We start from the raw sequence: 23368 nt of genomic DNA, 5'->3' as shown, positions 1-23368 counted from the left end.
TAAATGATTATGAAACCTTTAAAAACTCTTATTGAGTTAACACTATATTCTGGTGAGTGAACATGGTTTATGAAATAGGCATAATAAAACCACCAAGTTTTCACAAGGTGGTTTTATTAAAAATATAAATCTAAAAGTTCTATTTTATCATATCGTAGCTACGCTTAATAAAATTAGTCAATTCTTGACCTTTAAGAAGACCTTGAGATAGACGAGCTAAATCCAAACTTTGATTAATTAAGCGTTCTTGCTTCTTTCGGGTTTTTGTATTTAAGATTTCACTAACCAATTCAGAATTTGTATTTACTACAAGATTATACATCTCTGGCATGTTACCCATACCAAACATACCACCGCCACCAGTTTGCTGCATCTCTTTCATGCGACGCATAAACTCTGGTTGCGTAATCATAAAAGGCGATGCGTCACTATCCATAGCTTCGAGCTGTACCATAAATTTTTCTGACGGTACAACTTCTTTTAATAATTCATCTAAAGATTTCTTTTCGTCTTCAGATAGTTTTGAAATCGCTGTATCTTCTTTTTTGATTAAGTTATCGATATGGTCACCATCAACACGTGCAAAAGAAATATTTTCTTTTGTCGTTTCTAATTTTTGAATTAAGTGCGATACAATAGGAGAGTCTAACAATAAAACTTCATAGCCTTTTACTTTTGCTGCTTCAATATATGAATGCTGTGCATCTTTATCCGAAGCATAAAGGATAACTAATTTGTCATCTTTATCAGTTTGTTTTGCTTTTATTTTATTGAAAAGCTCTTCGTATGTGTAATATGTGCCATCTACTGTTGGGTAAAGCGCAAAAGCATCTGCTTTTTCGAAGAATTTTTCTTCAGAAAGCATTCCATATTCGATTACTATTTTAATATCATCCCATTTCGCTTCAAAATCTTCACGGTTGTTATTAAATAAAGATTTTAGTTTATCTGCAACTTTACGAGTGATGTAAGACGAAATTTTCTTTACTGCGCCATCGGCTTGCAAGTAACTACGAGATACGTTTAAAGGAATATCTGGTGAGTCGATAACACCACGAAGCATGGTTAAAAATTCAGGAACTATACCTTCAACGTTATCTGTAACAAAGACTTGATTTTGATACAACTGAATCTTATCCTTTTGAATTTGCATATCTGCAGACATCTTTGGAAAATATAGAATACCAGTAAGGTTAAAAGGATAGTCAACATTTAAGTGAATGTTAAACAATGGCTCCTCAAATTGCATTGGATACAACTCGCGGTAGAAGTTTTTATAATCGTCTTCCTCTAAATCAGCAGGTAGTTTTGTCCAAGCTGGATTTGGATTATTTATAATGTTTTCAACTTCTTGAGTAGGTGCTGGGTCATCTTCTTTAGCATCTTCGGGCTTTGGAAGTGTTTCCGTTTTTGTACCAAACTTAATTGGCACAGGCATAAACTTATTATATTTTAATAATAGTTCGCTAATTCTGCTGTCTTCTAAAAACTCTGTAGAATCTTCGGCAATATGTAGGATGATTTCTGTTCCTCTATCTGTTTTATTTGCTTCTTCAAGTGTGTATTCTGGTGAGCCATCACAGGTCCAATGTGCTGCAGCTTCATCTTTATGAGATTTGGTAATGATTTCTACTTTATCTGCAACCATAAATGCAGAATAGAAACCTAATCCAAAATGACCAATGATACCAGCATCTTGAGCAGCATCTTTGTATTTGTCTAAGAACTCTTCAGCTCCTGAAAATGCGACTTGGTTAATGTATTTTTCAACCTCGTCAGCAGTCATGCCTAGACCTTGGTCAATGATATGCAATTTTTTTGCATCCTTATCTACTTTTACTTCAATTTGCGGGTTACCATATTCTACTTTAGACTCACCAATATTGGTTAAGTGCTTTAGTTTTAAAGTGGCATCGGTTGCATTACTTATTAACTCACGAAGAAAAATTTCGTGGTCGCTGTACAAGAATTTTTTAATTAACGGAAAGATGTTTTCTACCGATACATTAATGTTTCCTTTTGTCATAATATTTCAATTTTGTCATTCCTTACTAGTAGGGAATCTTATGTTTTAATTTAAATACACAATATTCAAATAAAATACCAATCCTTAATAAATGACAAGATGGCATAAAAAAGCCATTCAAATATTGAATGGCTTTTTTATATTCTAAAAGGACTATTTACCCTTTACTTTAGGTTTTTTATTTTCAATTTTTTTCTCTTCTTTCTTTTTGTTCTTAACATGCTTTTCTAACCATTGGTCTTGTTCCCATAGCATGTGCATAATAGATTCTTTAGCTCTATAGCCATGACTTTCTTTAGGCAACATTACCAATCTTACGGGAGCACCTAAGCCTTTAAGTGCGTTAAAGTAGCGCTCACTCTGCAATGGGTAAGTTCCTGAATTATTATCTGCTACACCATGAATAAGAAGTAATGGTGTTTTCATTTTATCTGCATGCATAAACGGAGACATATTATAATAAATTTCAGGTGCTTCCCAATAACTACGCTCCTCACTTTGGAAACCAAAAGGTGTTAAAGTTCTATTATAGGCACCACTTCTTGCTATTCCTGCTGCAAAAAGGTTTGAATGTGATAATAAATTAGCTGTCATAAAAGCACCATAGCTATGACCTCCAACAGCAACTTTATTTCTATCGATATAACCTAAATTGTCAACGGCATCTATAGCGGCTTTTCCGTTGGCAACTAATTGTGTTCTAAACGAGTCATTTGGTTCTTCAGAGCCCTCTCCAACGATAGGGAATGCTGCGTCATCTAAAACAACATAGCCTTTAGTTACCCAATAAATTGGAGAACCCCAATACGGATATACAAACTCATTTGGGTTTGCTGTACTTTGCGAGGCACTAGCTTTATCTTTATACTCACGAGGATAAGCCCATAAAATCATAGGGTATTTTTCTCCTTCTTTATAATCTAACGGTAAGTAAAGTGTGCCTTCTAAATCTAAACCATCATCTCGTTTGTAGCTAACAACTCGTTTATCAATTTCTTCAAGGCTTTTAAAAGGATTTTCAAAAGCAGTAATAGCTGTTAAGTCATTGTCTTTGTTAATGTTTCTTATGTAGTAATTAGGATATTCTTTTTGTGATTCGATACGAACAAGTATTTCGCCTTTTTTCATATCAATAGCCGTATTGAGTGTTTCTAATTTATCTGTGTAAGTAGATTGATATAAACGTTTGGTTTTACCAGATTTTATATTATACTCATCTATAAATGGAAATTGACCCTCTTTAGAATAGCCATCACCCATAAGATAGAGCTTATCACCATTTATATCTAAAGTATACCTCCCTAATTCATTTTTTGAACTAACGAAATTCCCAGGGTCACTATAACGATCTTGATAACTTCTGTCGGATATAATTTTTGCATTTCCGGTTGAAGGGTTAAATAAATAAGTTTTTAAATTACGTGTGTTCCACCAGTAATCATATGCTATTGCATTATTATCATCTCCCCATTGAATACCCGAAAAACGTTGTTTCGTTTTTAATATTTCTTTTGCTTTACCATTAAAAGGAGCATTAAGTTGGTAAACCGCATCTCTGTACTCTGCTTCTACAGCAGGATCACCATTGTCTAAAGCTTCTGCCCAAACTAGAGTAGAAGGCTTATCTGCTCTCCAATTCATATTACGTTTGCCCATTCTTGTAGACATAAATCCTTTTGGTCTTACTTCATCTAAAGGAACTTCATTAACAGTACTTACTTTGTTCCCGTTAGCCTCATACATAATACTTTCACTTGGGAATCTTGTGTAAGTAACTATATATGAAAAAGGGCGCTTAATTTTAGTAACCATAACGTATTTACCATCTGGCGAAAAGTTAATACCGCGATACATATCTGCTTCTAAAAAATGAGAAATATTTCCATTTATTGATACCTTTTTGATTTCTGAACGTGCTAATTGCTCAAAGTTGAATTCGTCATTAGGTGTTTTTAATAAATCTTGGTATGTTCTATTTTGTGCTTTAGCACCATCACTTACTGAAACTGTTGGTCCAGTTGGTACAGCAGTAGCAGTGTTAATCAATTCTTTCCTGTCACTGGGTAGTATTTTAACCAATAAATGGTTGTTATCTTTAAACCAGTTAATTGTGCTTCCCATATTTGCATTTACGTTAGCATCAGTTAGCTTAGTAACTTTCCCTTCTGCAATATTTAAAACCCAAACTTCTACGCCTTTTGATGTGGTATTTAAGCAAGCAATCATACTTTCATCTGGCGACCATCTAAATCCCGAAAGTCTAGCATTTTCTGGCAAACCTTGAACTTGCTTTGCATCTTTATCCTTAATTTTTTTTACTTTTAAATTAGTGTAGTAATTGGTTCTACTACCAATATTAGTAACAGGATTGATTCTTAAACCTGCTAAACGTAATTCGGTTTCTGATAGCTCTTCAATAGATTTATACTGATTGCGGTATAAGAGTACCATGTTTTCACCTTTACTATCAATTTGTACACCAGGAGCTAATTCGACATCAGCTAATTCTAAAATTTCATCAGATGGTTGTTGATAGGTTAGACTTTGTTGTGCATAGGCATTTAATAGAAATAGGAATGAGAATAATTTGATTAATGTTTTCATTTTTGATAATGATAATTGATTAGTGGCTTGAAGATACTTAAAATAGAAACTTGAAAATGTAATAATGATGTTAAAATTATTGCTATAGACTCTTAAATTTAGTTTATTATGCTTGCATAACGAATGCAATTCTGATTAGTTTCTAAATAGTTAATTTTGCTTTTCCCTTAATATTTAAAGTTTATGTACAATTCAAGAATTACTGGTTTAGGAAAATATGTGCCAGAGAATGTGGTAACCAATAACGATTTAAAAGCGTTTATGGATACAAGTGATGAGTGGATACAGGAGCGTACTGGTATTAAAGAACGCCGTTGGATAGACCCAAAAACAAGTGACGATACAACTTCTATAATGGGAGCAAAGGCTGCCAAAATTGCTATAGAACGCGCTGGATTAACCAAGGATGATATAGATTTTATTGTTTTTGCAACCTTGAGTCCAGATATGTATTTTCCTGGCGGAGGTGTACGTGTGCAGGAACTTTTAGAAATGGATACTATCGGTGCCATTGATATCAGAAATCAGTGTTCTGGATTTATATATGGTATTTCTGTAGCAGATCAGTTTATAAAAACTGGGATGTACAAAAATGTTTTAGTCATTGGTAGTGAAAATCACTCTGGTGGATTAGAACGTTCTACAAGAGGTCGTGGTGTGACTGTGATTTTTGGAGATGGTGCAGGCGCTGCTGTTTTAAGTAGAGAAGAAGATAATACAAAAGGTGTTTTATCTACACACTTACATTCTGAAGGAAAGCATGCTGCAGAATTAGCTTTAGAAGGACCGAGTACAGGACGCTGGGTGGATGCTATTATGGAAGAAAATGACCCAGAAGATGTGTCTTATTATCCTTATATGAATGGGCAGTTTGTTTTTAAACATGCCGTAGTGCGTTTTAGTGAAGCTATTATTGAAGGTTTAACACAAAACAAACTTCAGAAAGAAGATATAGATATGCTTATTCCGCATCAAGCTAATCTGCGTATATCACAGTTTATCCAAAGGAAATTTGGTCTAAGTAATGACCAAGTGTATAATAACATTATGCGTTATGGTAATACTACTGCAGCATCAATCCCGATTGCATTAACAGAGGCTTGGGAAGAAGGAAAAATAAAAGAAGGCGATAATGTAGTTTTAGCTGCTTTTGGTAGTGGTTTTACTTGGGGAAGTGCTATAATGAAGTGGTAATTTTTCAGAACTAGATTAAAGATTTTTTATAAGATCAAAAAAGCCGAGACTCTCCAGACTCGGCTTTTTCAGCTATTAACCAACTTTAACTAACACTATGTTATAAACTTAAAAATATATAACACTTATTACTTAAAACTTATCTATAACAAAGACGCTTTTGTTTATTTTTTATTGCAAACTTTAACATATTTAACGCGTTTTAACAAAAAAAATCCAAAAGCGGACAACCTTTGGATTTTACTATATCTAATTTGTAGTTATTTTTATTTTGAAGACTAACTCAAATAATTGTAAACTATAACTAGTTATAGGATAAGTCGATAAGTGTTATTTATCATTACAGAATCTGTTTTCAAATAGTATGCCAAACAAAAACCCGAAGCAAATTTGCTCCGGGTTTTCTGTTTAATAGCCTAACACTAACACTAACCATCAACTATTAAGAAAGGCTACTAAATCTATATCTTTATATGAATCCACCTCCAGATTTTTCATCATTATCACGTCTTTTACGTGATTTTGCTCTGTATTTTCCACCTCCAAAGCGGTAAGAAAGACCAGCGAAAATTGTTTTGAACTCTGGCATTACCTGAGCTTCTTGTCTAAAAGGACGTTCACTAAGAATATTTATTTCTTGAGTGTCAAACACATTATTAAAGTTTAAACTAAACGTGGCTCTATTTTCTTGAAGAAAACTGTAGCGCATACCTAGATTAACAAAATACATAGGCTCCATTTCAAAGTTTAAGCCAGTATCTTTTCCTCTATACATTGCAAATGCAGAAAGCGATAATTTTTTAGTAACCTTGAAATTATTAAAGACTCTAAAATTTAAGATTAAGTTATCTACTTCAGTATTTTCTAGTACAATATCATTTTCTGTTGGGTTTACAATGTTTGGGTCTAAGCTTTCAGCAAAACCACGTTGCTTACGACCATACATATCAAAACTAGCATTAAAGCTCCACCATTTTGTTGGTCTATAGCTTGAAGATATTTCTACACCATATGCAGATGTATTTCCAAAATTATCTACTCTTAAGATGACTCTTCCAGAGCCTAAAGTCGAACGGTCTACAAAAACACCTTGATTAATCTCATCTTCAATTAGTCTGTAGAATACACCACCTGTAATACTACCTTTTTCCAGATTTCTTGTATAATTAGCTTCAATAGAGTTGGTAAATTGAGGTTCTAATTCCTGATTACCAAATTGTGATATTAATGGAGTATTAAACTCGGGAATAGGATTTACTTGCCCTACGCCTGGTCTATCTACACGACGACTATAACTAAATTGGTAAGAGTTTTTCTCTGACGGATTATAAGTAACAAAAGCTGATGGATATACTTGTGTGTAATCGTTTTCAAAAGGAAAATCTGTTTGTGTATTATTAGTTAAATCTGTATCAACCGCAAAAGCATCAACAGTAACAGTTTCTGCACGAAGCCCAAGTTTGTATGACCATTTCTCTAATTGTTTCCCATAACTAGCATATACAGAATAGATATTACGTTCATAATCAAAACTTGTAGCTGTTGGAATGTATGTTCCAAACTGATTTTGTACACGTGCATCAGAATTATAAGCTAATTCATTTGTAAACAATCTAGCTTGAGCTCCAACTTCTAATTTTGCACTATCAGATAAAGGATTTGTATAGTCTAAGTTTATCGTTGTACGTTCTCTATCTGTGTCCGTAAACTCATTAAAATTTGGTCTCACATTAGTTCCAGTGAAACTGTTGTTTGTTTCTACATCAGCATCAAAAACATTATAATCAACTTCTAACTCAATATTATGACCTTCCTTATCAAAATCTAATTTGTAATTGGTGTTATATTGTTGACTATTATTTTCGTTAATATTATCTAGTATCTGAGTTTGATTTAAACTTGGATTGTTTCCAAAGGTTAGGGCAGTTTCACCTAAAGCACCACCATCAAAAATATTCTGATTTGTAAATACAGAGAATGTATTCTTATCATTAATATAATAGTCTACACCAAACTTAAATAAGTTAGAATTACGTTCATCTAATAGACTTAAATCTTGCACCAAACCAGATTCTGTTTGCTCTAAAATAATTGAGTTTCTATTATCAGCGATGTTATTACCGTAACTACCATAAAAATTAAGTTTACCATTACGATAGTTCATATCAATAGAACTATTAAACTTAGGCTCTAATTGATAGCCAAGCCCTACATTTAAATTTCCGTTAAATCCTATATTAACGTTCTTATGAAGAATAATATTGATAATACCACTCATACCATCTGGATTATATTTTGCAGATGGGTTAGTGATTAATTCAATCTGTTTTATAGAAGTCGAAGGAATCTGTCTTAATAATTGCGCGGCAGGAATATTAGACAGCTTACCATCTATCATCACCTGCACATTTTGATTGCCACGTAAAGCAACATCGCCAGTTTGTTGATCAATGTTTACTGTTGGGATGTTATTCATTATATCTGATGCCGTAGGGCCAGATGTAGTAAGATCTTTACCAACATTAATGACTCGTCTATCTATTTTCTGTTGAATTGTAGAGACTTCAGCAACTACTGTAACTTCATCTAGACTCTCGGCATCTTCATTTAGATTTATATCGCCAAGATTTACCTTATAGTTCCCTTTTTCTAGTGTTACTGATTTAGTTATTGTTTTATAGCCTATATAGGTTATGTCCACTATTACTGTGCCTTCAGGAATCTTGTCTATAAAGAAACTACCATCAGCATCTGTAATACCGCCAGTAATTACTTTTTGATCTTTGTCTTTAATTATAACATTTACATAAGGTAAAGGTTGTTTTAACTTAGCGTCCATAACTCGTCCAGAGATGGAGCCGTTTTTAATGTCAGAATTTGAATTAGGTTGCGCAATTGTCACAAAAGAAAATAACATGACAATTACCATTAGGTAATGTTTCATTGATTGTTCGTTTTTTATGATACTGAAACGTTTAAAATATCGCAGTATCGATTGATTGATGATAGTTTGTTAATGTGTAGACGACTATTTTTGTAATATGTTACTCGTTTTAACAAATCTTAACAAATATTATTTATGAATAAGAAAACATTAGTCCTTGGTGCTTCATTAAAAGAGCAGCGTTATTCCAATATTGCAATACATCGATTGGTAAAATATGGTCATGAAGTAAAAGCTTTTGGACTTCGTGAAGGTGAAGTAGTAGGTGTGACTATTGATACAGATTTAATAAATTATAAAGACATTGATACAGTAACTTTATATCTAAACCCAAAACGACAAGGACAATATTATGACTATGTCATTGGTCTAAATCCTAATCGCGTGATTTTTAATCCAGGAACTGAAAACCCTGAGTTTTATAAATTACTGTCTGAAAATAATATTGAATATGAAGTCGCTTGTACCTTAGTTCTTTTAGGCACTAATCAGTACTAAAGATTTGCTTTTTTGAAATTAACAGCAATCCTAAAAAGGTAATAAAACCATTAATGATTAAAATTTCAAAACCAATTTTGTAGCCATTAAATAATACTTCAGAGTATATGTTTAAAACATAAGATAGTATTGGAGCTATAATAGCTATTAACCAAACGTATTTGTCTTTTATATGTTTCTTAGTCAACAGGCCAAAAGCAAATAATCCTAAAAGTGGTCCGTAAGTATAACCAGCGGCTTTAAATAACTCCCAAATAACTGATACATCTTTAAAAAGGGTATCAAAAATTATAATGACTATTATTAGGATAATACTGAATAAAACATGAATCTTTTTTCGCGTTTTTTTCTGCTCATCTTGAGGCTTTTTATCAATCTCTATAATATCTATGCAAAAAGAAGTGGTTAGAGAAGTTAAAGCAGAATCTGCACTGGAGTATGCAGCCGCGATTAATCCTAATAAAAAGAAAGCTGAGGTTACAATGCCAATTTCTGGTAGCATTGCTATTGTTGGAAACAAATCATCCTTAGTTGCAGTAATGCCATTTTGTTGTGCGTATTGCGTCAACATTAATCCAAGAACCAAAAACAGAATATTCACAAACACAAGAACAATACTAAAAGAAACCATATTCTTTTGAGCTTCTTTCAAGTTTTTACAAGTTAGATTTTTTTGCATCATGTCTTGATCAAGACCAGTCATAGTAATGGTAATGAATATACCAGATAAGAAGCTTTTCCAGAAATATTGTGCATTATTACCATCATCAAAAAAGAAAACTTTACTAAGCGAGCTTTCTTTGGCATTAGTAATAACATCAGAAACACTATGTAAGTCCAAAGCAGATGCTAGAAAAACAATAGCAACAACAACAGAAATAAGCATAAATAATGTTTGTAATGTATCTGTAAAGATGATGGTTTTTATACCACCTTTAAATGTATATAACCATATTAAAGCAATAGTTATAATCACAGTAATGGTAAAAGGAATATCAAACAAATCAAAGACTAAGAGTTGTAAAACCTTTGCTACTAAAAACAGTCTAAAAGAAGCACCAACTGTTCTGGAAATTAAAAACGCAATAGAGCCTGTTTTGTAACTAGTTATACCAAAACGATCTTTTAAATAGGTGTATATGGATGTTAGATTTAAACGATAATAAAGAGGTAATAAGACATATGCTATAACCAAATAGCCAACTAAATAGCCGAAAACAACCTGTAGATATCCAAACTGTTTATCTGCAATGGCACCTGGAACCGAAATAAAAGTTACACCAGAAAGTGATGCGCCTATCATCCCAAAAGCTACTAAATACCATGGCGCAGACTTATTTGCTTTAAAAAATGCAGCATTGGTGTCTTCCTTTCCGGTGAAATATGAGATTAAAACTAATACACCAAAGTAGGCAGCAATAAGAAGTAAGATAGAAGTCGGTGACATAAAATGAGTAATTAGTTCATTCGAAAATAAACTTTTTAGAAATACCAATACCAATCATTCCAAAATTTAAAAAATAGCTAACTTCGCCAATATGGAATTTTCTTCAAAACTTTTAGAAAAGGCAGTTAACGAAATGTCACAATTACCAGGTATAGGTAAACGCACGGCATTACGTTTGGTATTACATTTATTACGTCAACCAAAAGAGCAATCTTTTTTGTTAGCAGACGCGCTTCAAAAAGTGCGAGAAGAAATAAATTTCTGTAAGTCTTGTCATAATATTAGTGATAAGGAGCTTTGTGAAATCTGCACAAACCCTATGCGTAAAAAAGAATTGATTTGCGTTGTAGAAGATATTCGTGATGTAATGGCTATTGAAAGCACAGGTTCTTTTAAAGGATTGTATCATGTTCTAGGCGGAAAGATTTCGCCGATGGATGGTGTTGGACCTCAAGATTTAAATATTGATGCACTTGTAAATAAGGTAAAAACTGGCGAAGTTGCAGAGCTTATTTTTGCTATGAGTCCAACAATGGAAGGGGATACAACCAATTTCTATATTTTTAAACAGCTTCAAGATTACGATATAAAAACATCGACAATTGCACGTGGAATTGCTGCAGGCAATGAGTTAGAGTATGCAGATGAAGTCACTTTAGGAAGAAGTATCATTGACCGTATTCCGTTTGAAGCGTCTCTAAAACTATAATGTTTCAATTTGAAAGTTATAACATTACATAAAATGGCTTTCGAGCAGTATTGTATCGAGCTGTTTTCAAAACTTGAAGATAAGCCAGATGCAGTTGTAGGTATTTTAAATGGAGGTGGTTATGTGTTGGAAGAATTCAAAAAAGAAAATTTAGATAAAGATATTATTTACAGAACTGTAAAACTTCAGCGAGCATCTACAAAAGGATTTAAGCAGAGTAGTTTTATGAAGAATTTATTGAGTTTGTTACCCTATTCAATATTAAATAGAGCTAGAATTTCTGAACATCAAAAACAGATAAAAGCATCAAATAAAAACGATACTCAAAATATTGAAATCGATTTTAGTGCTTTTGAAAATAAGTCTATAAATAATATTCTTATTCTTGATGATGCTTTAGATTCAGGACAAACAATGCAATCGGTTGTAGAAGTATTGTCAAATAAATTTCCAGAGACCTCCATTAAAACAGCAGTTTTAGCTTGGACAAATTCCGAGTCTATAATAGCACCAGATTATTCTATTTTTAAGAGCCAATTGGTTCGTTTTCCATGGTCATTAGATTATAAAACCAAACGCCATGGATAAGAAGGTTTTAGTTGTAGATTTAGACGGGACGTTATACAATACCAATACGTTTCATGAGTTTCTTAAGTATTTACTGAGTTATTATTTTAATGACTTCAGAATGTTCAAGTTTAATATACTGTTGTTTTTTATTAAGTTGAGGCTATTCCGAATGATATCTCATTCTAGATTAAAGTATAAAGTTCTAGGGCTTATTAAAAATGAAGATATCGATTATCAAGATTTTGTTTCAAAATTATTAAAACACAAAAACAAAATAGAAGAAGTTGCAGACTCTTCTTTCGATGTTAAGATATTGGCCACAGCAGCACCAAGCTGTTATGCCAATTGGATTGCTAAAGCAGAAGGTTTTGATGTGTGCTTGGCAACAGATTTTCCTGAATATGGATTTACTACAGATTATGAAAACCTTAGCGAACGAAAAAAAGAAAACCTTTTAGGTTATTTTGAAAAGAATAATTTTGAGTCAGTAGATGTTTTTATTACTGACCATATGGATGATGCACCAATTATTAAAATTGCCAAAAAGAATATAATTATTAATCCAAATCATAAACTTTCTAACTGGCTGAAAGAGAATTTGATTAATTTTGAAGTGCGAAAAACAAAGTAATTTTATGTTGATTACGAATACTAAATTTTGATTAATATTTAATGTATTAGCAGTAAAATATCTGTTTTTTTATTAATTTTGCATCCAATTACCAAATAACGACTATCAAATTAGAGATATGGCAAAGTTTGAACTAAAATTACCTAAAATGGGAGAGAGTGTTGCTGAGGCAACAATAACCTCATGGCTTAAAGACGTTGGTGAAACTATTGAAGCAGATGAAGCAGTTTTAGAGATTGCTACAGATAAGGTAGATAGTGAAGTGCCAAGTGAAGTTGACGGTGTTTTAGTCGAAAAATTATTCGATGTTGATGATGTTGTGCAAGTCGGACAAACTATTGCAGTAATCGAAACAGAAGGTGGTGATACGGTAGAAGTAAAAGCACCTGCTGCAGAGACACCAAAAGCTGAACCTGTAAAAGAAGTTGCTGAGGTTGCTCAAACTGTAACTGCTGCTAAAGAAACAGTTGCTCCTATTGAATCCACTGGTGAACGTTTCTATTCGCCATTAGTAAAAAATATTGCTAAACAAGAAGGTATCTCTCAAACAGAATTAGATACAATTGCTGGCTCAGGTAAAGATGGACGTGTGACTAAAAATGATATTAAAGCATATTTAGAGTCTCGTAGTTCAGCTCCAAAGACAGAAACAGTTGTTTCTACACCAGCTACACCAACTAAATCTGTAGAAAAGAAAGCTGCACCAATTGTAGCATCTGGTGATGACGAAATCGTTGAGATGAGTCGTATGGGCAAATTAGTTGCCAAGCATATGGTAGATTCTGTGCAGACATCTGCACACGTACAGTCGTTTATAGAAGCCGATGTGACAAACATTTGGAACTGGCGTAAAAAGCATAAAGACAGTTTTAAAAATCGTGAAGGTGAAAACTTAACATTCACACCAATATTTATGGAAGCCGTAGCAAAGGCATTGCGCGATTTCCCAATGATGAATATTTCTGTGCAAGGCGATAGCATTGTAAAAAAGAAGCATATCAATTTGGGTATGGCAGCTGCTTTACCAGATGGTAACTTAATCGTACCAGTCATAAAGGATGCAGACCAGTTAAACCTTTTAGGTATGGCCAAAAAAGTTAATGATTTAGCCAACCGCGCAAGAGTTGGAAAATTAAATCCAGATGATATTCAAGGTGGTACGTATACTGTAACTAATGTAGGTACATTTGGGAGTATTATGGGGACACCAATTATTAATCAACCCCAAGTAGGTATTTTGGCTTTAGGCGCTATACGTAAAGTACCTGCAGTTATCGAAACCCCTGAAGGTGATTTTATTGGCATTCGTTACCGTATGTTCTTATCGCATTCTTACGATCATCGTGTGGTTAATGGCGCACTTGGCGGACAGTTTGTAAAAGCTGTAAAAGACTATTTAGAGTCTTGGGATATGGATAGAGAAATATAGATTAGAAGATTTATATATAAATAAAAAAAGCACAGTTTTAGGACTGTGCTTTTTTTATTCTACAAACTCTTTTTTGTGCCATCTGATAAAACTCGTTGATACATTCCATTTTCAATAAATAATCCTTCAGATGTTTTATGAGGCCAATTTTTGTGATAATCTTTAGGATGAGAAACATCAATAGCAATAACACTTCCGTTATAATGGCTTTTTACTTTAGATTGGATAGTATGACCAACGATAATGACTTTGGCATTAAATTTATCTAACGGTTTTTTTACGTCCTCAATAGTTAAATCATCTTTAAAATATCCGCGATACCAACAAACACCAGTTTTTGATGATAGTAATAAATCAATCTTCTGTTTATTGGCTTTTGGATAAGGCGCCGTATAGTAATTGTTTCTTAGTAGTGTATTAATATCCTCTAAAGATATATTAAGAGAAGCGACATCTGGATGCAATCCGCCATGGGCAAAAAGATAGCCATTAATAGATTCGATGACATTTTTGCTAGATAACCATCTGCCTAAAACCGAGTTTGTATCATATAAGTTAGACTGGGTCTTTCCTATTATAGAAGACACAAAGGTGTATTTAAGAGAAGCAGCTTCATAATCTCCATACATATTTTTCAACTCGTGATTCCCGATAATAAAATGCACGTGACCTCCTTGTTTATTTGCGTCTTGTTCTAATTTATAAATAAACCAAAGTAGTTGAGTTGTAGAAAAACCTCTATCCATAAAATCGCCCACTAATACTAAATGGCCTTTGCCAAAAGTCCAGTTTAAACTTTGGTCAATGACTGCATTATTAATTAAAAAATCTCTAAACGTTTTATAACCACTTTCTATATCAGAAATTGCTAATATTTTCTCTCCGTCGTTATAAACAGTTTTTGGAGTTTTAAAGTTAGTTTCTATTTTAAAATTAAAACTGGTAGAGTCTAAAGGGAAAAAACAATTGGCAGAAATAGATGCACTTGCAGGCATTTCTTTTTTATCAAGATAGAAGCCCTCTTTTTTATTACCTCTTATATACTTGATATTTAGCGTACTGTCGTTTTTATAAAAGGCATATGGGCCTTCACCATTAAAGTCTAATCGTTTGGAGTTATGACCATAACTTGCACTTGCGCCATGATAGAGTCCAAAAGATATTGCAATAATTGCTAGTGCAAAAAAAGTAGCAAAGATGTGTTTTAAGTAACGTAAGATTCGTGTTTTCATTTTTGATTGTTTTTATAGTTAATGTTCGTTTTTTGATTGCAGCTAAAGTATATTTAAGACTTACCGTACTATAACTTTTGTGACAAGCGTTCCGTTTTAAGTGACAGATAAATGAAATCGGCTTTTTTTGAAGTTTATATCACTATTGTGGTATTATAAATCTGAAATGAGAAGGTTCATCACTTTTTTGATAGGTATTCATTTGATTCTTCTAATTTTGGAGAATGCTATCTATTCTAAAACGAAACAACTGGCTATTAGTAAAGATTATAGTTTTAATAACTATAGCTATTCCCGTTGGTATTACTCTTTATGAGGTTATTATTCTTCAGAAAGACAACGTTCTGTTTCTTGGAGATTATCATCCGGCTGTAGCAATTATTGTGCTTATATACTATTGTATTCTTCTTATTCTGGGAGTTATTTGGGTGTTAATACAGCTAAAAAGTGTACTCGCTTTAAAAAATGAAAACAAGAAAAACGAATTACTGCATTTGCAAAGCCAGGTAAATCCGCATTTCTTTTTTAACATGCTGAATAACCTTTATGGTTTGGTAGATGTTGATACCGAAAAAGCAAAAGCTCTAATTTTAAAGTTATCTGATTTAATGCGTTATAGCATTTATGAAGGCGAAAGAAAAACAGTGACTCTAGAAGAAGAAATAGAATATTTAGAGAATTATATTGAGCTTCATAAAATGCGGTACCATAAGGATGTTGAGGTTACGTTTAATTCCAACATTGATAAAAGCGGATATCAAATCATGCCTTTATTATTTATTATATTGGTAGAAAATGCCTTTAAGCACGGTGTGGAAAACCTAACAAGTGATGCGTATGTGCATATGAATCTTACTGCTAAAAACGGTAAGGTTAGTTTCGAAGTAAAAAATAATTTTGATAATGCTGAATTACCGGAAAAACCAGGAATTGGTATTCAGAATTTAAAACGAAGATTAATGCTTGTATACCCTAAAGCACATCAATTGGTATTTGAAAAATCTAATGATATCTATAAAGCAGAATTAAAACTAACCTTATGATTACATATCTTATTGTTGATGATGAATCTATGGCTCATAATATCATAAAAGGGTATTGTGATAAGGTTGGAGGTATGCAATTAATGAAAGATTGCTACGATGCCTTAGAAGCTTTGAAATATTTAAGGTCTAATACAATAGATTTAATTTTTCTGGATATTAATATGCCTAAACTAAAAGGGTTTGAGTTTTTAAAAACACTCACGTCGTCACCCAAAGTTATTGTAACTACAGCTTATCAAGAATATGCATTAGAAGGCTATGAGCTTAATGTTGTAGACTATTTACTAAAGCCTTTTAGTTTTGAGCGTTTTCTAAAAGCATTAAATAAAGTAAACCAAAGTGAAGCGCCTGTTGTTTCAAATGAGCAACCAGCTACAGAACGTCTAGACCAAATTTTTCTGTATGCAGATAAAAAGCATTTTCAGGTTTCTGTAAAGGATATCCTTTTTATTGAAGCCTCTGGTAATTATTGCAAAGTGGTTTTAAAAGAGGATAGTCATTTAGTAAGGACCAAAATTTCAGACTTTTTGCAACTATTACCAAGCCAAAAGTTTCTGCAAGTGCATAAATCGTTTATAGTTTCTAAACAGCATATTGATAGTATAGAAGGCAATAGAATTAACATGCTAGACCATAAGATACCAATTGGGAAACTTTATAAAGCTAATGTAAATGAGATATTAGGATAAACTGATTTTTTTTGAAAAGTTTCGTTTAATGCTTAGATAAATTCAGTTTTAATTGATTTTATCGATTGTTAAACGAAGTTAGGTTTTAAAACTTATAAGGTCAAGTTATTCAAAAGAGGCGAGTTTATATAGAGGAGTCTTACAGCTCCATAATACTAAAATCTGCAAAAAGCACTTCTTCGTCCCTTAAGTATTGTGAGTTAATAAGACTTCGGTAAATACCCCATTTAGGTCTAACAAAATCGGCATTTGGTCGCCAATTAATAATGGAGTTGTTGGAGTATTCTAATAAAACACTACCATCACTTATACTTTTTATTTCAATAGCGTAAGTGCCATTTGTACCATAGCTTATGGTTTCTGTAACTTCCACCCATGTATCTAAAAAAGGCGCAATAGGCGTTTGAGTCAAGGTTATTTGGCTATTTGTTTCAGCATAGCGCAATTCAAACCTATCAGGGCTACTTTTTCTTGCGGTTAATGTATACATAGGCATACTTGCCAAATCACCACCTACAGATTTTAATTGATGTAAATGCGTAAAATTAGGAGATAACTGAAATCCAGAAGGTAACTTAAACTTCCATTTATAAACTACCGTTTCGTTTTGTACACCTTTTAAATTATCAGGTGATTGGTCATAGGTCTTTATCTCGTTACGCTGGCGGTCAAAATTAATACAGCGGTCGTCGTCTGGTGTTGTATGCATAAAGAATCTAAACACGTTTGTGTTTAGGTCATTATCAAAAATTTCATCGATATGACGTCCAAAAGATGCGTGGTTACAATCTGGGGTTTCAATAGGATTTGCACCTGGTGCTAAAACCGAAGTAATTAATTCGTAAGTGTTTCCAGAGCCATCTGCTTTCAATTCTACACCTTGCGGAGCAGGCACTTCTCTTATTAAACTTATGGTTACAGAATTATTAAAAGGGTTGGTGTCGTTGTATACATTTTCAAAACCAGCGCTAAATTTTATACTAGCAGTGACCTCTGTAGAATCAGGATTAAAGACTTGTTGCTTTTCAGTTTCACTCTCAAGAGCGCCTCCAAAATTATAACTTAAAGCATTATCTAATTGTTGTAATAAACCTGTGTCATCTGTCCATGTAATTGAGTTCGTAGAACTTGTAACAGAAATATCTGTGGATATAACTTCAGTTGGTTCATCACTCTCAGCGCAACTAAGTACAACTAATACTAATAAATATAAATAAAATCGATTCATTAATTAAAGGTATGACTTATTTAAAAAATTGGTTAACCAATTTTACGAAGTTAGATTATAAATTCCATAATGACAAGTTGCAATACAATCAATCTCATTATCTTTGTAATTCTAAAATTCTAATATGCAACTCAACCTCAATAAACCTGTTTGTTTTTTCGATTTAGAAACGACAGGTATTAATATTTCCAAAGACCGTATTGTAGAGATTTCAATTCTTAAAGTGTATCCAGATGGTAAAGAAGAAACCTATACCAAAAAGGTAAACCCTACCATTCCTATTCCGCCAGTGGTTACTGCTGTTCATGGTATCTCAGATGCCGATGTGGCAGATGCACCAACATTTAAGGAACTAGCCAAGGAAGTGCATAACATGATTAAGGATTCAGATTTAGGAGGTTTTAATTCTAACCGTTTTGATATTCCGTTGTTAGCTGAAGAAATGTTACGTGCCGATGTAGATTTTGATATGAAAAACCGTCAGTCTATCGATGTACAAACCATTTTTCATAAAATGGAACAACGTACATTATCAGCGGCATACAAGTTTTATTGCGATAAAAATTTGGATAATGCACATAGTGCAGAAGCCGATACAAAGGCTACTTACGAGGTGTTAAAAGCTCAACTAGACCGTTATGGTGAGTTAGAGAATGATACCAATTTTCTAGCAGAATTTAGCTCAAGAAAGAAGTTTGCAGATTTTGCAGGATTTATTGCCTATAACAAAGAAGGTGAAGAATGTTTTTCGTTTGGTAAGCACAAAGGCAAACGTGTCTTAGATGTTTTAGAGCAAGAACCAGGTTATTTTGGCTGGTTACTCAACGCAGACTTTCCGCTATATACAAAGAAGGTACTAACAGCTATTAAGTTAAGTCAGTTTAATAATAAGTTGAGTTAATATGAAATTGATTTGTATCGGTCGTAATTACACGGCACATATCGAGGAATTAGAAAACGAAAAACCAACAGACCCAGTTGTGTTTCTTAAACCTGATACGTCCATCCTGCTAAAAAAACAGCCTTTTTTTATTCCGGATTTTTCTGATGATGTACATCACGAGGTAGAAGTCTTAGTCAAAATCAATAAAGTTGGGAAGTACATCGATAAGAAATTTGCTCATAAATACTATGATGAGATTGGTTTGGGTGTAGATTTCACAGCACGTGACCTTCAGGCACAACTAAAAGCAAAAGGATTGCCATGGGAAAAAGCAAAAGCTTTTGATGGAGCAGCAGTAGTTGGTAAGTGGTTGCCTAAGGCTAAGTTTCAGGATATCAATAACATTAACTTTAGTTTAAAGAAAAATGATAAGGTAGTTCAGGCTGCCAATACAGAATTGATGCTCTGGAAAGTTGATGAACTCATCGAATATGTATCAAAATATTTTACTTTAAAGATTGGAGATATTATCTTTACAGGAACACCAGCAGGAGTTGGCAAAGTTTTTGCTAATGACCGTTTGCAAGGCTTCATCGAAGATGAAGAGGTGTTTTCAATTAAAGTAAAATAAGTCCTTTTATAAAAAACTATAGATAGGCATATAATAATAACCTTTGATTTTAGGGTAAACCTTAATCATATTTAATCTCGATTATCGAGTAATGGCACAACATTATAAACTAGAACGCGTAAGAGAATTAGCTGATGGTGACGAAGATTTTGTCGCAGCATTAGCAGCAGCATTTTTGGAAGAAGTTCCGGAAGATGCAGAACGTTTGCGTGTTGCGGTTCCTGCAAAAGACTATCATGAAGCTTATCAAGCTGCTCATAAAATGAAACCTACAATAGATTTGTTTGAACTTGGCGTATACGACCAACTTATCGAGGTACAAGATTGGGGTAAGTTTGAGCAAACTGATAAAGATGTTTCAGAACAACTTCAAATAGTACTTACTGCTGTTGAGAACACGGTAAATGAAATTCGCCAAGATTTCGGTTTATAATTATGAATGCTGAAATTATTACCATTGGCGATGAAATTCTCATTGGGCAAATTGTGGATACCAATTCTGCTTTTATAGGAAAAGAGTTTAATAAAATAGGGGTTTCTATTTATCAGATCACTTCGGTTCAAGATGATAAAGCGCATATTCTTAAATCTTTAAAAGAAGCCGAAGAAAATGCAGACATCATAATTGTTACTGGTGGTTTAGGACCAACAAAAGATGATATTACCAAGCACACACTCTGCGAATATTTTGATGATACTTTAGTTGAGAACGATGATGTTTTAAAACACATAGAGCATCTGTTTTCAAAATATATAAACACACCAATTTCAGATATTAATCGACAACAAGCCTTAGTGCCATCAAAGTCTAAAGTCTTAACCAATAGATTTGGTACGGCGCCTGGCATGTGGTTAGAAAAAAACGGGAAAGTGTTTGTTTCAGTTCCTGGTGTACCTTATGAGATGAAAGCGTTAATTTCTAATGAGGTTATTCCAGAATTGAGAAAACAATTCAAGTTTCCATATATAAAGCATAGAACATTGCTCACTTATGGTTTGGGAGAAAGTGCTATTGCTAATCGTATTGAAGCATTTGAAGATAATCTACCAAATTTTATAAAGTTGGCTTATTTGCCGAATTTAGGAAGAGTACGTCTCCGTTTGTCTGCAAAAGCTATGGATAAATCTCTAGTTGAAGCAGAAATGCAAAAACAAATAGAACTGTTGCTGCCTCAAATTGAAGATATATTTGTGGGTTATGAGGAAGATGCCTCACTAGAAGCTTTAATCGGTAAGCAATTGGCACATCAAGGAAAAACAATTGCCGTTGCAGAAAGTTGTACAGGTGGCAGTATTGCTCAAGCCATAACAGTAAATGCTGGTGCTTCAAAATACTTTAAGGGCAGTGTTGTGACTTATATTACACAATCTAAGATGGATATTCTTGGAGTATCTGAAGACCTAATAAATAAGCATTCTGTTGTTAGTGAAGAAGTGGCCAAAGCTATGGCAAGAGGTGTCTTAGACTTATATAAAACAGATTACGCTATTAGTACAACTGGTAATGCGGGACCATCAAAGGGAGATGCAGATGCAGATGTTGGTACCGTATGGATTGGCATTGCTACAAAAGACAATGTTTATGCAGAGGTTTATAAATTTTCTAACCAACGCGAAAAGACTATAAAAAAGGCAACCAATAAAGCCTTTGAAATGTTGCAAAAAGAAATTTTAAAAAAGTAATACTTTATGTTTGCCGAAACATAAAGTTTTACTAAATTTGCACCCTGTTTAAAAATAACGAATACCTAAAGAAGAATACAATGTCAAGAGTTTGTGAACTTACTGGGAAAAAAGCAATGGTTGGGAACAATGTATCTCACGCCATGAATAAGACAAAACGCAAGTTTGATGCAAACTTAGTGAAGAAGCGTTTTTATATTCCTGAGGAAGATAAGTGGGTAACATTAAAGGTTTCTACATCTGCATTAAAGACTATCAATAAAATTGGTATCTCTGCAGCATTAAAAGAAGCTAGAGCAAAAGGATTTTACAAATAATAGCATTACGCTAAAGTCAATTTACAATGGCAAAAAAAGGAAATAGAATACAAGTTATCTTAGAATGCACAGAGCATAAAGCTTCTGGTCAGCCAGGAACTTCAAGATATATTACGACAAAAAACAAAAAGAACACGCCAGACCGTATGGAGATTAAGAAATTTAATCCAATACTTAAGCGTATGACTGTTCATAAAGAAATTAAATAATACTAATCCACAGGAATTATGGCAAAGAAATCAGTAGCATCCTTACAAACAGGATCAAAGCGTTTGACAAAAGCTATCAAAATGGTGAAATCTCCAAAAACAGGAGCTTACACATTTGTGGAGTCAGTAATGGCACCAGAATTTGTTAAAGACTTTTTAGCGAAAAAATAACCGCTAAAGCTTAAGATATTTATAGAACTGCTTTCATATGAAAGCAGTTTTTTTATGGCTATATTTGAGCAATGTCTGACAACTTAGCAGTATTATTTAAAAGGCAAGGTTGTTGATTTATGTTTTGTGCGTTCCGAGACTAAAAATGTCTCTGCGGGCTTTCACAACTCGCTCTCTTCGAGGAGCTCAAACAAGTTGTTCAATCCCTAACGCAATAATAAACAACTAAACAACAAACGATTAAACATAAATATGAGTTTTTTCAAAAAAATATTCTCCTCAGAAAAAAAGGAAACCCTAGATAAAGGTTTAGAGAAATCTAAATCGTCATTTTTTAATAAACTAAATAAAGCTGTTGCAGGTAAGTCTAAAGTCGATGATGACGTATTAGATAACCTAGAAGAAATCCTAGTCACTAGCGATGTTGGTGTTAATACCACGCTTAAAGTTATTGAACGTATTGAAGAGCGCGTGTCTAAAGATAAATACTTGGGGACATCAGAACTTAATCAAATTTTAAGAGAAGAAATAGCTGGTTTATTATCAGAAACTAATTCAGGCGAAGAGACCGATTATACAATTCCAGAATTGCCAAAACAAGACAATGGTCAAAAAACACCTTATGTGTTAATGGTAGTTGGTGTTAATGGTGTTGGTAAGACAACGACCATTGGTAAACTGGCATATCAGTTTAAGAAGAAAGGTTTAAAAGTAGTTCTTGGTGCTGCAGATACATTTAGAGCTGCGGCTATTGATCAGTTACAAGTTTGGGCAGACCGTGTAGATATACCTATGATACGACAAGAAATGGGTAGCGATCCTGCTTCTGTGGCTTTTGATGCTCTTGAATCTGGTGTTAAGCAAGATGCAGATGTTATTATTATAGATACAGCAGGACGTTTGCATAATAAGGTTAACTTAATGAATGAGCTAACTAAAGTTAAACGTGTGATGCAAAAAGTGGTTGGAGATGCACCTCATGATGTATTGTTAGTTTTAGATGGTTCAACTGGGCAAAATGCTTTTGAGCAAGCCAAGCAGTTTACAGCTGCCACAGAAGTGACTTCACTTGCGGTTACCAAACTAGATGGTACTGCAAAAGGTGGTGTTGTAATTGGTATTAGTGACCAATTTCAAATCCCAGTAAAATATATTGGGGTAGGAGAAGGTATTGAAGACCTACAAGTCTTTAATAAATATGAGTTTGTGGATTCGTTTTTTAAATAG

Annotated in this window: 22 protein-coding genes; 16 read left to right on the top strand and 6 right to left on the bottom strand. The window is 33.3% G+C overall.

Translation table 11 applies throughout. The annotated features are described in order from the left end of the window. Positions 1-139 precede the first annotated feature (139 nt). Together htpG and Q0770_RS05650 are read right to left on the bottom strand one after the other, a co-directional pair. Positions 140-2026 (bottom strand): molecular chaperone HtpG, encoded by a 1887-nt coding sequence (gene htpG / locus Q0770_RS05655; protein ID WP_299114907.1) that lies wholly within the window; start codon positions 2024-2026, stop codon positions 140-142. A gap of 153 nt (positions 2027-2179) precedes the next feature. Then, on the bottom strand, positions 2180-4630 hold the full coding sequence (locus Q0770_RS05650) for a S9 family peptidase (RefSeq protein ID WP_299114905.1): 2451 nt from the start codon (positions 4628-4630) through the stop codon (positions 2180-2182). 183 nt (positions 4631-4813) lie between these two features. On the opposite strand from Q0770_RS05650, the gene Q0770_RS05645 reads away from it, so the two are divergent. Further along, positions 4814-5824 carry a 3-oxoacyl-ACP synthase III family protein gene (locus Q0770_RS05645; protein WP_299114903.1) on the top strand — a complete coding sequence of 337 codons (1011 nt, stop codon included), beginning with the start codon at positions 4814-4816 and terminating at the stop codon, positions 5822-5824. A gap of 469 nt (positions 5825-6293) precedes the next feature. Here Q0770_RS05645 and Q0770_RS05640 read toward each other — a convergent pair whose 3' ends face one another. Beyond that, a complete protein-coding gene (locus tag Q0770_RS05640) occupies positions 6294-8768 on the bottom strand; it encodes a TonB-dependent receptor domain-containing protein (protein WP_299114901.1) in 2475 nt (824 codons plus the stop codon). A gap of 135 nt (positions 8769-8903) precedes the next feature. Between Q0770_RS05640 and Q0770_RS05635 the strand changes: the two genes are divergently transcribed. Then, on the top strand, positions 8904-9266 hold the full coding sequence (locus Q0770_RS05635; RefSeq protein WP_299114899.1) for a CoA-binding protein: 363 nt from the start codon (positions 8904-8906) through the stop codon (positions 9264-9266). Here the strand turns inward: Q0770_RS05635 and Q0770_RS05630 are convergent. Continuing rightward, entirely contained in the window at positions 9253-10713 is a 1461-nt protein-coding gene (locus Q0770_RS05630; protein ID WP_299114897.1) for a sodium:solute symporter, read from the bottom strand. The genes Q0770_RS05635 and Q0770_RS05630 overlap by 14 nt on opposite strands. A 91-nt stretch (positions 10714-10804) precedes the next feature. On the opposite strand from Q0770_RS05630, the gene recR reads away from it, so the two are divergent. The 4 genes from recR (at position 10805) to Q0770_RS05610 (ending at position 14052) form a co-directional block, all read left to right on the top strand. Further along, a complete protein-coding gene (gene recR, locus Q0770_RS05625; protein ID WP_299114895.1) occupies positions 10805-11422 on the top strand; it encodes a recombination mediator RecR in 618 nt (205 codons plus the stop codon). Positions 11423-11431: 9 nt separating this feature from the next. Then, positions 11432-12010, top strand: a complete 579-nt coding sequence (locus Q0770_RS05620; RefSeq protein WP_299114893.1) for a phosphoribosyltransferase — start codon at positions 11432-11434, stop codon at positions 12008-12010. Beyond that, entirely contained in the window at positions 12003-12623 is a 621-nt protein-coding gene (locus Q0770_RS05615) for an HAD family hydrolase (protein WP_299114891.1), read from the top strand. Before Q0770_RS05620 ends, Q0770_RS05615 begins: the two co-directional genes overlap by 8 nt. A 118-nt stretch (positions 12624-12741) precedes the next feature. After that, positions 12742-14052, top strand: coding sequence for a dihydrolipoamide acetyltransferase family protein (locus Q0770_RS05610; protein ID WP_299114889.1), 1311 nt, complete (start codon positions 12742-12744; stop codon positions 14050-14052). 59 nt (positions 14053-14111) lie between these two features. On the opposite strand, the gene Q0770_RS05605 is transcribed toward Q0770_RS05610, so the two are convergent. Then, a complete protein-coding gene (locus Q0770_RS05605) occupies positions 14112-15284 on the bottom strand; it encodes a metallophosphoesterase (RefSeq protein WP_299114887.1) in 1173 nt (390 codons plus the stop codon). Between the two features lie 224 nt (positions 15285-15508). On the opposite strand from Q0770_RS05605, the gene Q0770_RS05600 reads away from it, so the two are divergent. Together Q0770_RS05600 and Q0770_RS05595 are read left to right on the top strand one after the other, a co-directional pair. Next, positions 15509-16327: a sensor histidine kinase gene (locus Q0770_RS05600; protein ID WP_299114885.1), complete on the top strand. Its 819-nt coding sequence runs from the start codon at positions 15509-15511 to the stop codon at positions 16325-16327. After that, positions 16324-17019, top strand: a complete 696-nt coding sequence (locus Q0770_RS05595; protein WP_299114883.1) for a LytTR family DNA-binding domain-containing protein — start codon at positions 16324-16326, stop codon at positions 17017-17019. The genes Q0770_RS05600 and Q0770_RS05595 overlap by 4 nt, the downstream gene beginning before the upstream one ends. 139 nt (positions 17020-17158) lie before the next feature. On the opposite strand, the gene Q0770_RS05590 is transcribed toward Q0770_RS05595, so the two are convergent. After that, positions 17159-18247: a hypothetical protein gene (locus Q0770_RS05590; RefSeq protein ID WP_299114881.1), complete on the bottom strand. Its 1089-nt coding sequence runs from the start codon at positions 18245-18247 to the stop codon at positions 17159-17161. A gap of 124 nt (positions 18248-18371) precedes the next feature. On the opposite strand from Q0770_RS05590, the gene Q0770_RS05585 reads away from it, so the two are divergent. The 8 genes from Q0770_RS05585 to ftsY all read left to right on the top strand — a co-directional run bounded on the left by Q0770_RS05585 (position 18372) and on the right by ftsY (position 23368). Then, the gene (locus tag Q0770_RS05585) at positions 18372-19148 is read left to right on the top strand and encodes a 3'-5' exonuclease (RefSeq protein WP_299114879.1); all 777 of its coding nucleotides are present in this window, start codon (positions 18372-18374) and stop codon (positions 19146-19148) included. A 1-nt stretch (position 19149) separates the two neighbouring features. Further along, positions 19150-19761, top strand: coding sequence for a fumarylacetoacetate hydrolase family protein (locus Q0770_RS05580; RefSeq protein ID WP_299114877.1), 612 nt, complete (start codon positions 19150-19152; stop codon positions 19759-19761). Between the two features lie 91 nt (positions 19762-19852). Next, entirely contained in the window at positions 19853-20194 is a 342-nt protein-coding gene (locus Q0770_RS05575; RefSeq protein ID WP_299114875.1) for an Hpt domain-containing protein, read from the top strand. Positions 20195-20196: 2 nt separating this feature from the next. After that, positions 20197-21444: a competence/damage-inducible protein A gene (locus Q0770_RS05570; protein ID WP_299114873.1), complete on the top strand. Its 1248-nt coding sequence runs from the start codon at positions 20197-20199 to the stop codon at positions 21442-21444. Between the two features lie 80 nt (positions 21445-21524). After that, entirely contained in the window at positions 21525-21761 is a 237-nt protein-coding gene (gene rpmB / locus Q0770_RS05565) for a 50S ribosomal protein L28 (protein WP_087491601.1), read from the top strand. A gap of 26 nt (positions 21762-21787) precedes the next feature. Beyond that, positions 21788-21970, top strand: a complete 183-nt coding sequence (rpmG, locus tag Q0770_RS05560; protein WP_008271040.1) for a 50S ribosomal protein L33 — start codon at positions 21788-21790, stop codon at positions 21968-21970. Between the two features lie 18 nt (positions 21971-21988). Further along, positions 21989-22141 carry a DUF4295 domain-containing protein gene (locus Q0770_RS05555; RefSeq protein ID WP_087491600.1) on the top strand — a complete coding sequence of 51 codons (153 nt, stop codon included), beginning with the start codon at positions 21989-21991 and terminating at the stop codon, positions 22139-22141. A 252-nt stretch (positions 22142-22393) separates the two neighbouring features. Beyond that, positions 22394-23368 carry a signal recognition particle-docking protein FtsY gene (gene ftsY, locus Q0770_RS05550; protein ID WP_299114870.1) on the top strand — a complete coding sequence of 325 codons (975 nt, stop codon included), beginning with the start codon at positions 22394-22396 and terminating at the stop codon, positions 23366-23368.

The sequence above is a fragment of the uncultured Winogradskyella sp. genome (assembly GCF_947501905.1).
Classification (GTDB): domain Bacteria; phylum Bacteroidota; class Bacteroidia; order Flavobacteriales; family Flavobacteriaceae; genus Winogradskyella.
The sequence above is the reverse complement of the archived record's forward strand: the minus strand, read 5'-3'. Positions and strand labels throughout refer to the sequence as shown.

Coding starts and splice junctions, on each gene's coding strand:
- ftsY (WP_299114870.1), top strand. CDS start 22,394: ATGAGTTTTTTCAAAAAAATATTCTCCTCAGAAAAAAAGGAAACCCTA.
- Q0770_RS05590 (WP_299114881.1), bottom strand. CDS start 18,247: ATGAATCGATTTTATTTATATTTATTAGTATTAGTTGTACTTAGTTGC.
- Q0770_RS05640 (WP_299114901.1), bottom strand. CDS start 8,768: ATGAAACATTACCTAATGGTAATTGTCATGTTATTTTCTTTTGTGACA.
- Q0770_RS05605 (WP_299114887.1), bottom strand. CDS start 15,284: ATGAAAACACGAATCTTACGTTACTTAAAACACATCTTTGCTACTTTT.
- Q0770_RS05610 (WP_299114889.1), top strand. CDS start 12,742: ATGGCAAAGTTTGAACTAAAATTACCTAAAATGGGAGAGAGTGTTGCT.
- Q0770_RS05635 (WP_299114899.1), top strand. CDS start 8,904: ATGAATAAGAAAACATTAGTCCTTGGTGCTTCATTAAAAGAGCAGCGT.
- Q0770_RS05555 (WP_087491600.1), top strand. CDS start 21,989: ATGGCAAAGAAATCAGTAGCATCCTTACAAACAGGATCAAAGCGTTTG.
- Q0770_RS05580 (WP_299114877.1), top strand. CDS start 19,150: ATGAAATTGATTTGTATCGGTCGTAATTACACGGCACATATCGAGGAA.
- Q0770_RS05570 (WP_299114873.1), top strand. CDS start 20,197: ATGAATGCTGAAATTATTACCATTGGCGATGAAATTCTCATTGGGCAA.
- Q0770_RS05575 (WP_299114875.1), top strand. CDS start 19,853: ATGGCACAACATTATAAACTAGAACGCGTAAGAGAATTAGCTGATGGT.
- rpmB (WP_087491601.1), top strand. CDS start 21,525: ATGTCAAGAGTTTGTGAACTTACTGGGAAAAAAGCAATGGTTGGGAAC.
- Q0770_RS05615 (WP_299114891.1), top strand. CDS start 12,003: ATGGATAAGAAGGTTTTAGTTGTAGATTTAGACGGGACGTTATACAAT.
- Q0770_RS05600 (WP_299114885.1), top strand. CDS start 15,509: ATGCTATCTATTCTAAAACGAAACAACTGGCTATTAGTAAAGATTATA.
- Q0770_RS05650 (WP_299114905.1), bottom strand. CDS start 4,630: ATGAAAACATTAATCAAATTATTCTCATTCCTATTTCTATTAAATGCC.
- Q0770_RS05630 (WP_299114897.1), bottom strand. CDS start 10,713: ATGTCACCGACTTCTATCTTACTTCTTATTGCTGCCTACTTTGGTGTA.
- recR (WP_299114895.1), top strand. CDS start 10,805: ATGGAATTTTCTTCAAAACTTTTAGAAAAGGCAGTTAACGAAATGTCA.
- htpG (WP_299114907.1), bottom strand. CDS start 2,026: ATGACAAAAGGAAACATTAATGTATCGGTAGAAAACATCTTTCCGTTA.
- Q0770_RS05585 (WP_299114879.1), top strand. CDS start 18,372: ATGCAACTCAACCTCAATAAACCTGTTTGTTTTTTCGATTTAGAAACG.
- Q0770_RS05595 (WP_299114883.1), top strand. CDS start 16,324: ATGATTACATATCTTATTGTTGATGATGAATCTATGGCTCATAATATC.
- Q0770_RS05645 (WP_299114903.1), top strand. CDS start 4,814: ATGTACAATTCAAGAATTACTGGTTTAGGAAAATATGTGCCAGAGAAT.
- rpmG (WP_008271040.1), top strand. CDS start 21,788: ATGGCAAAAAAAGGAAATAGAATACAAGTTATCTTAGAATGCACAGAG.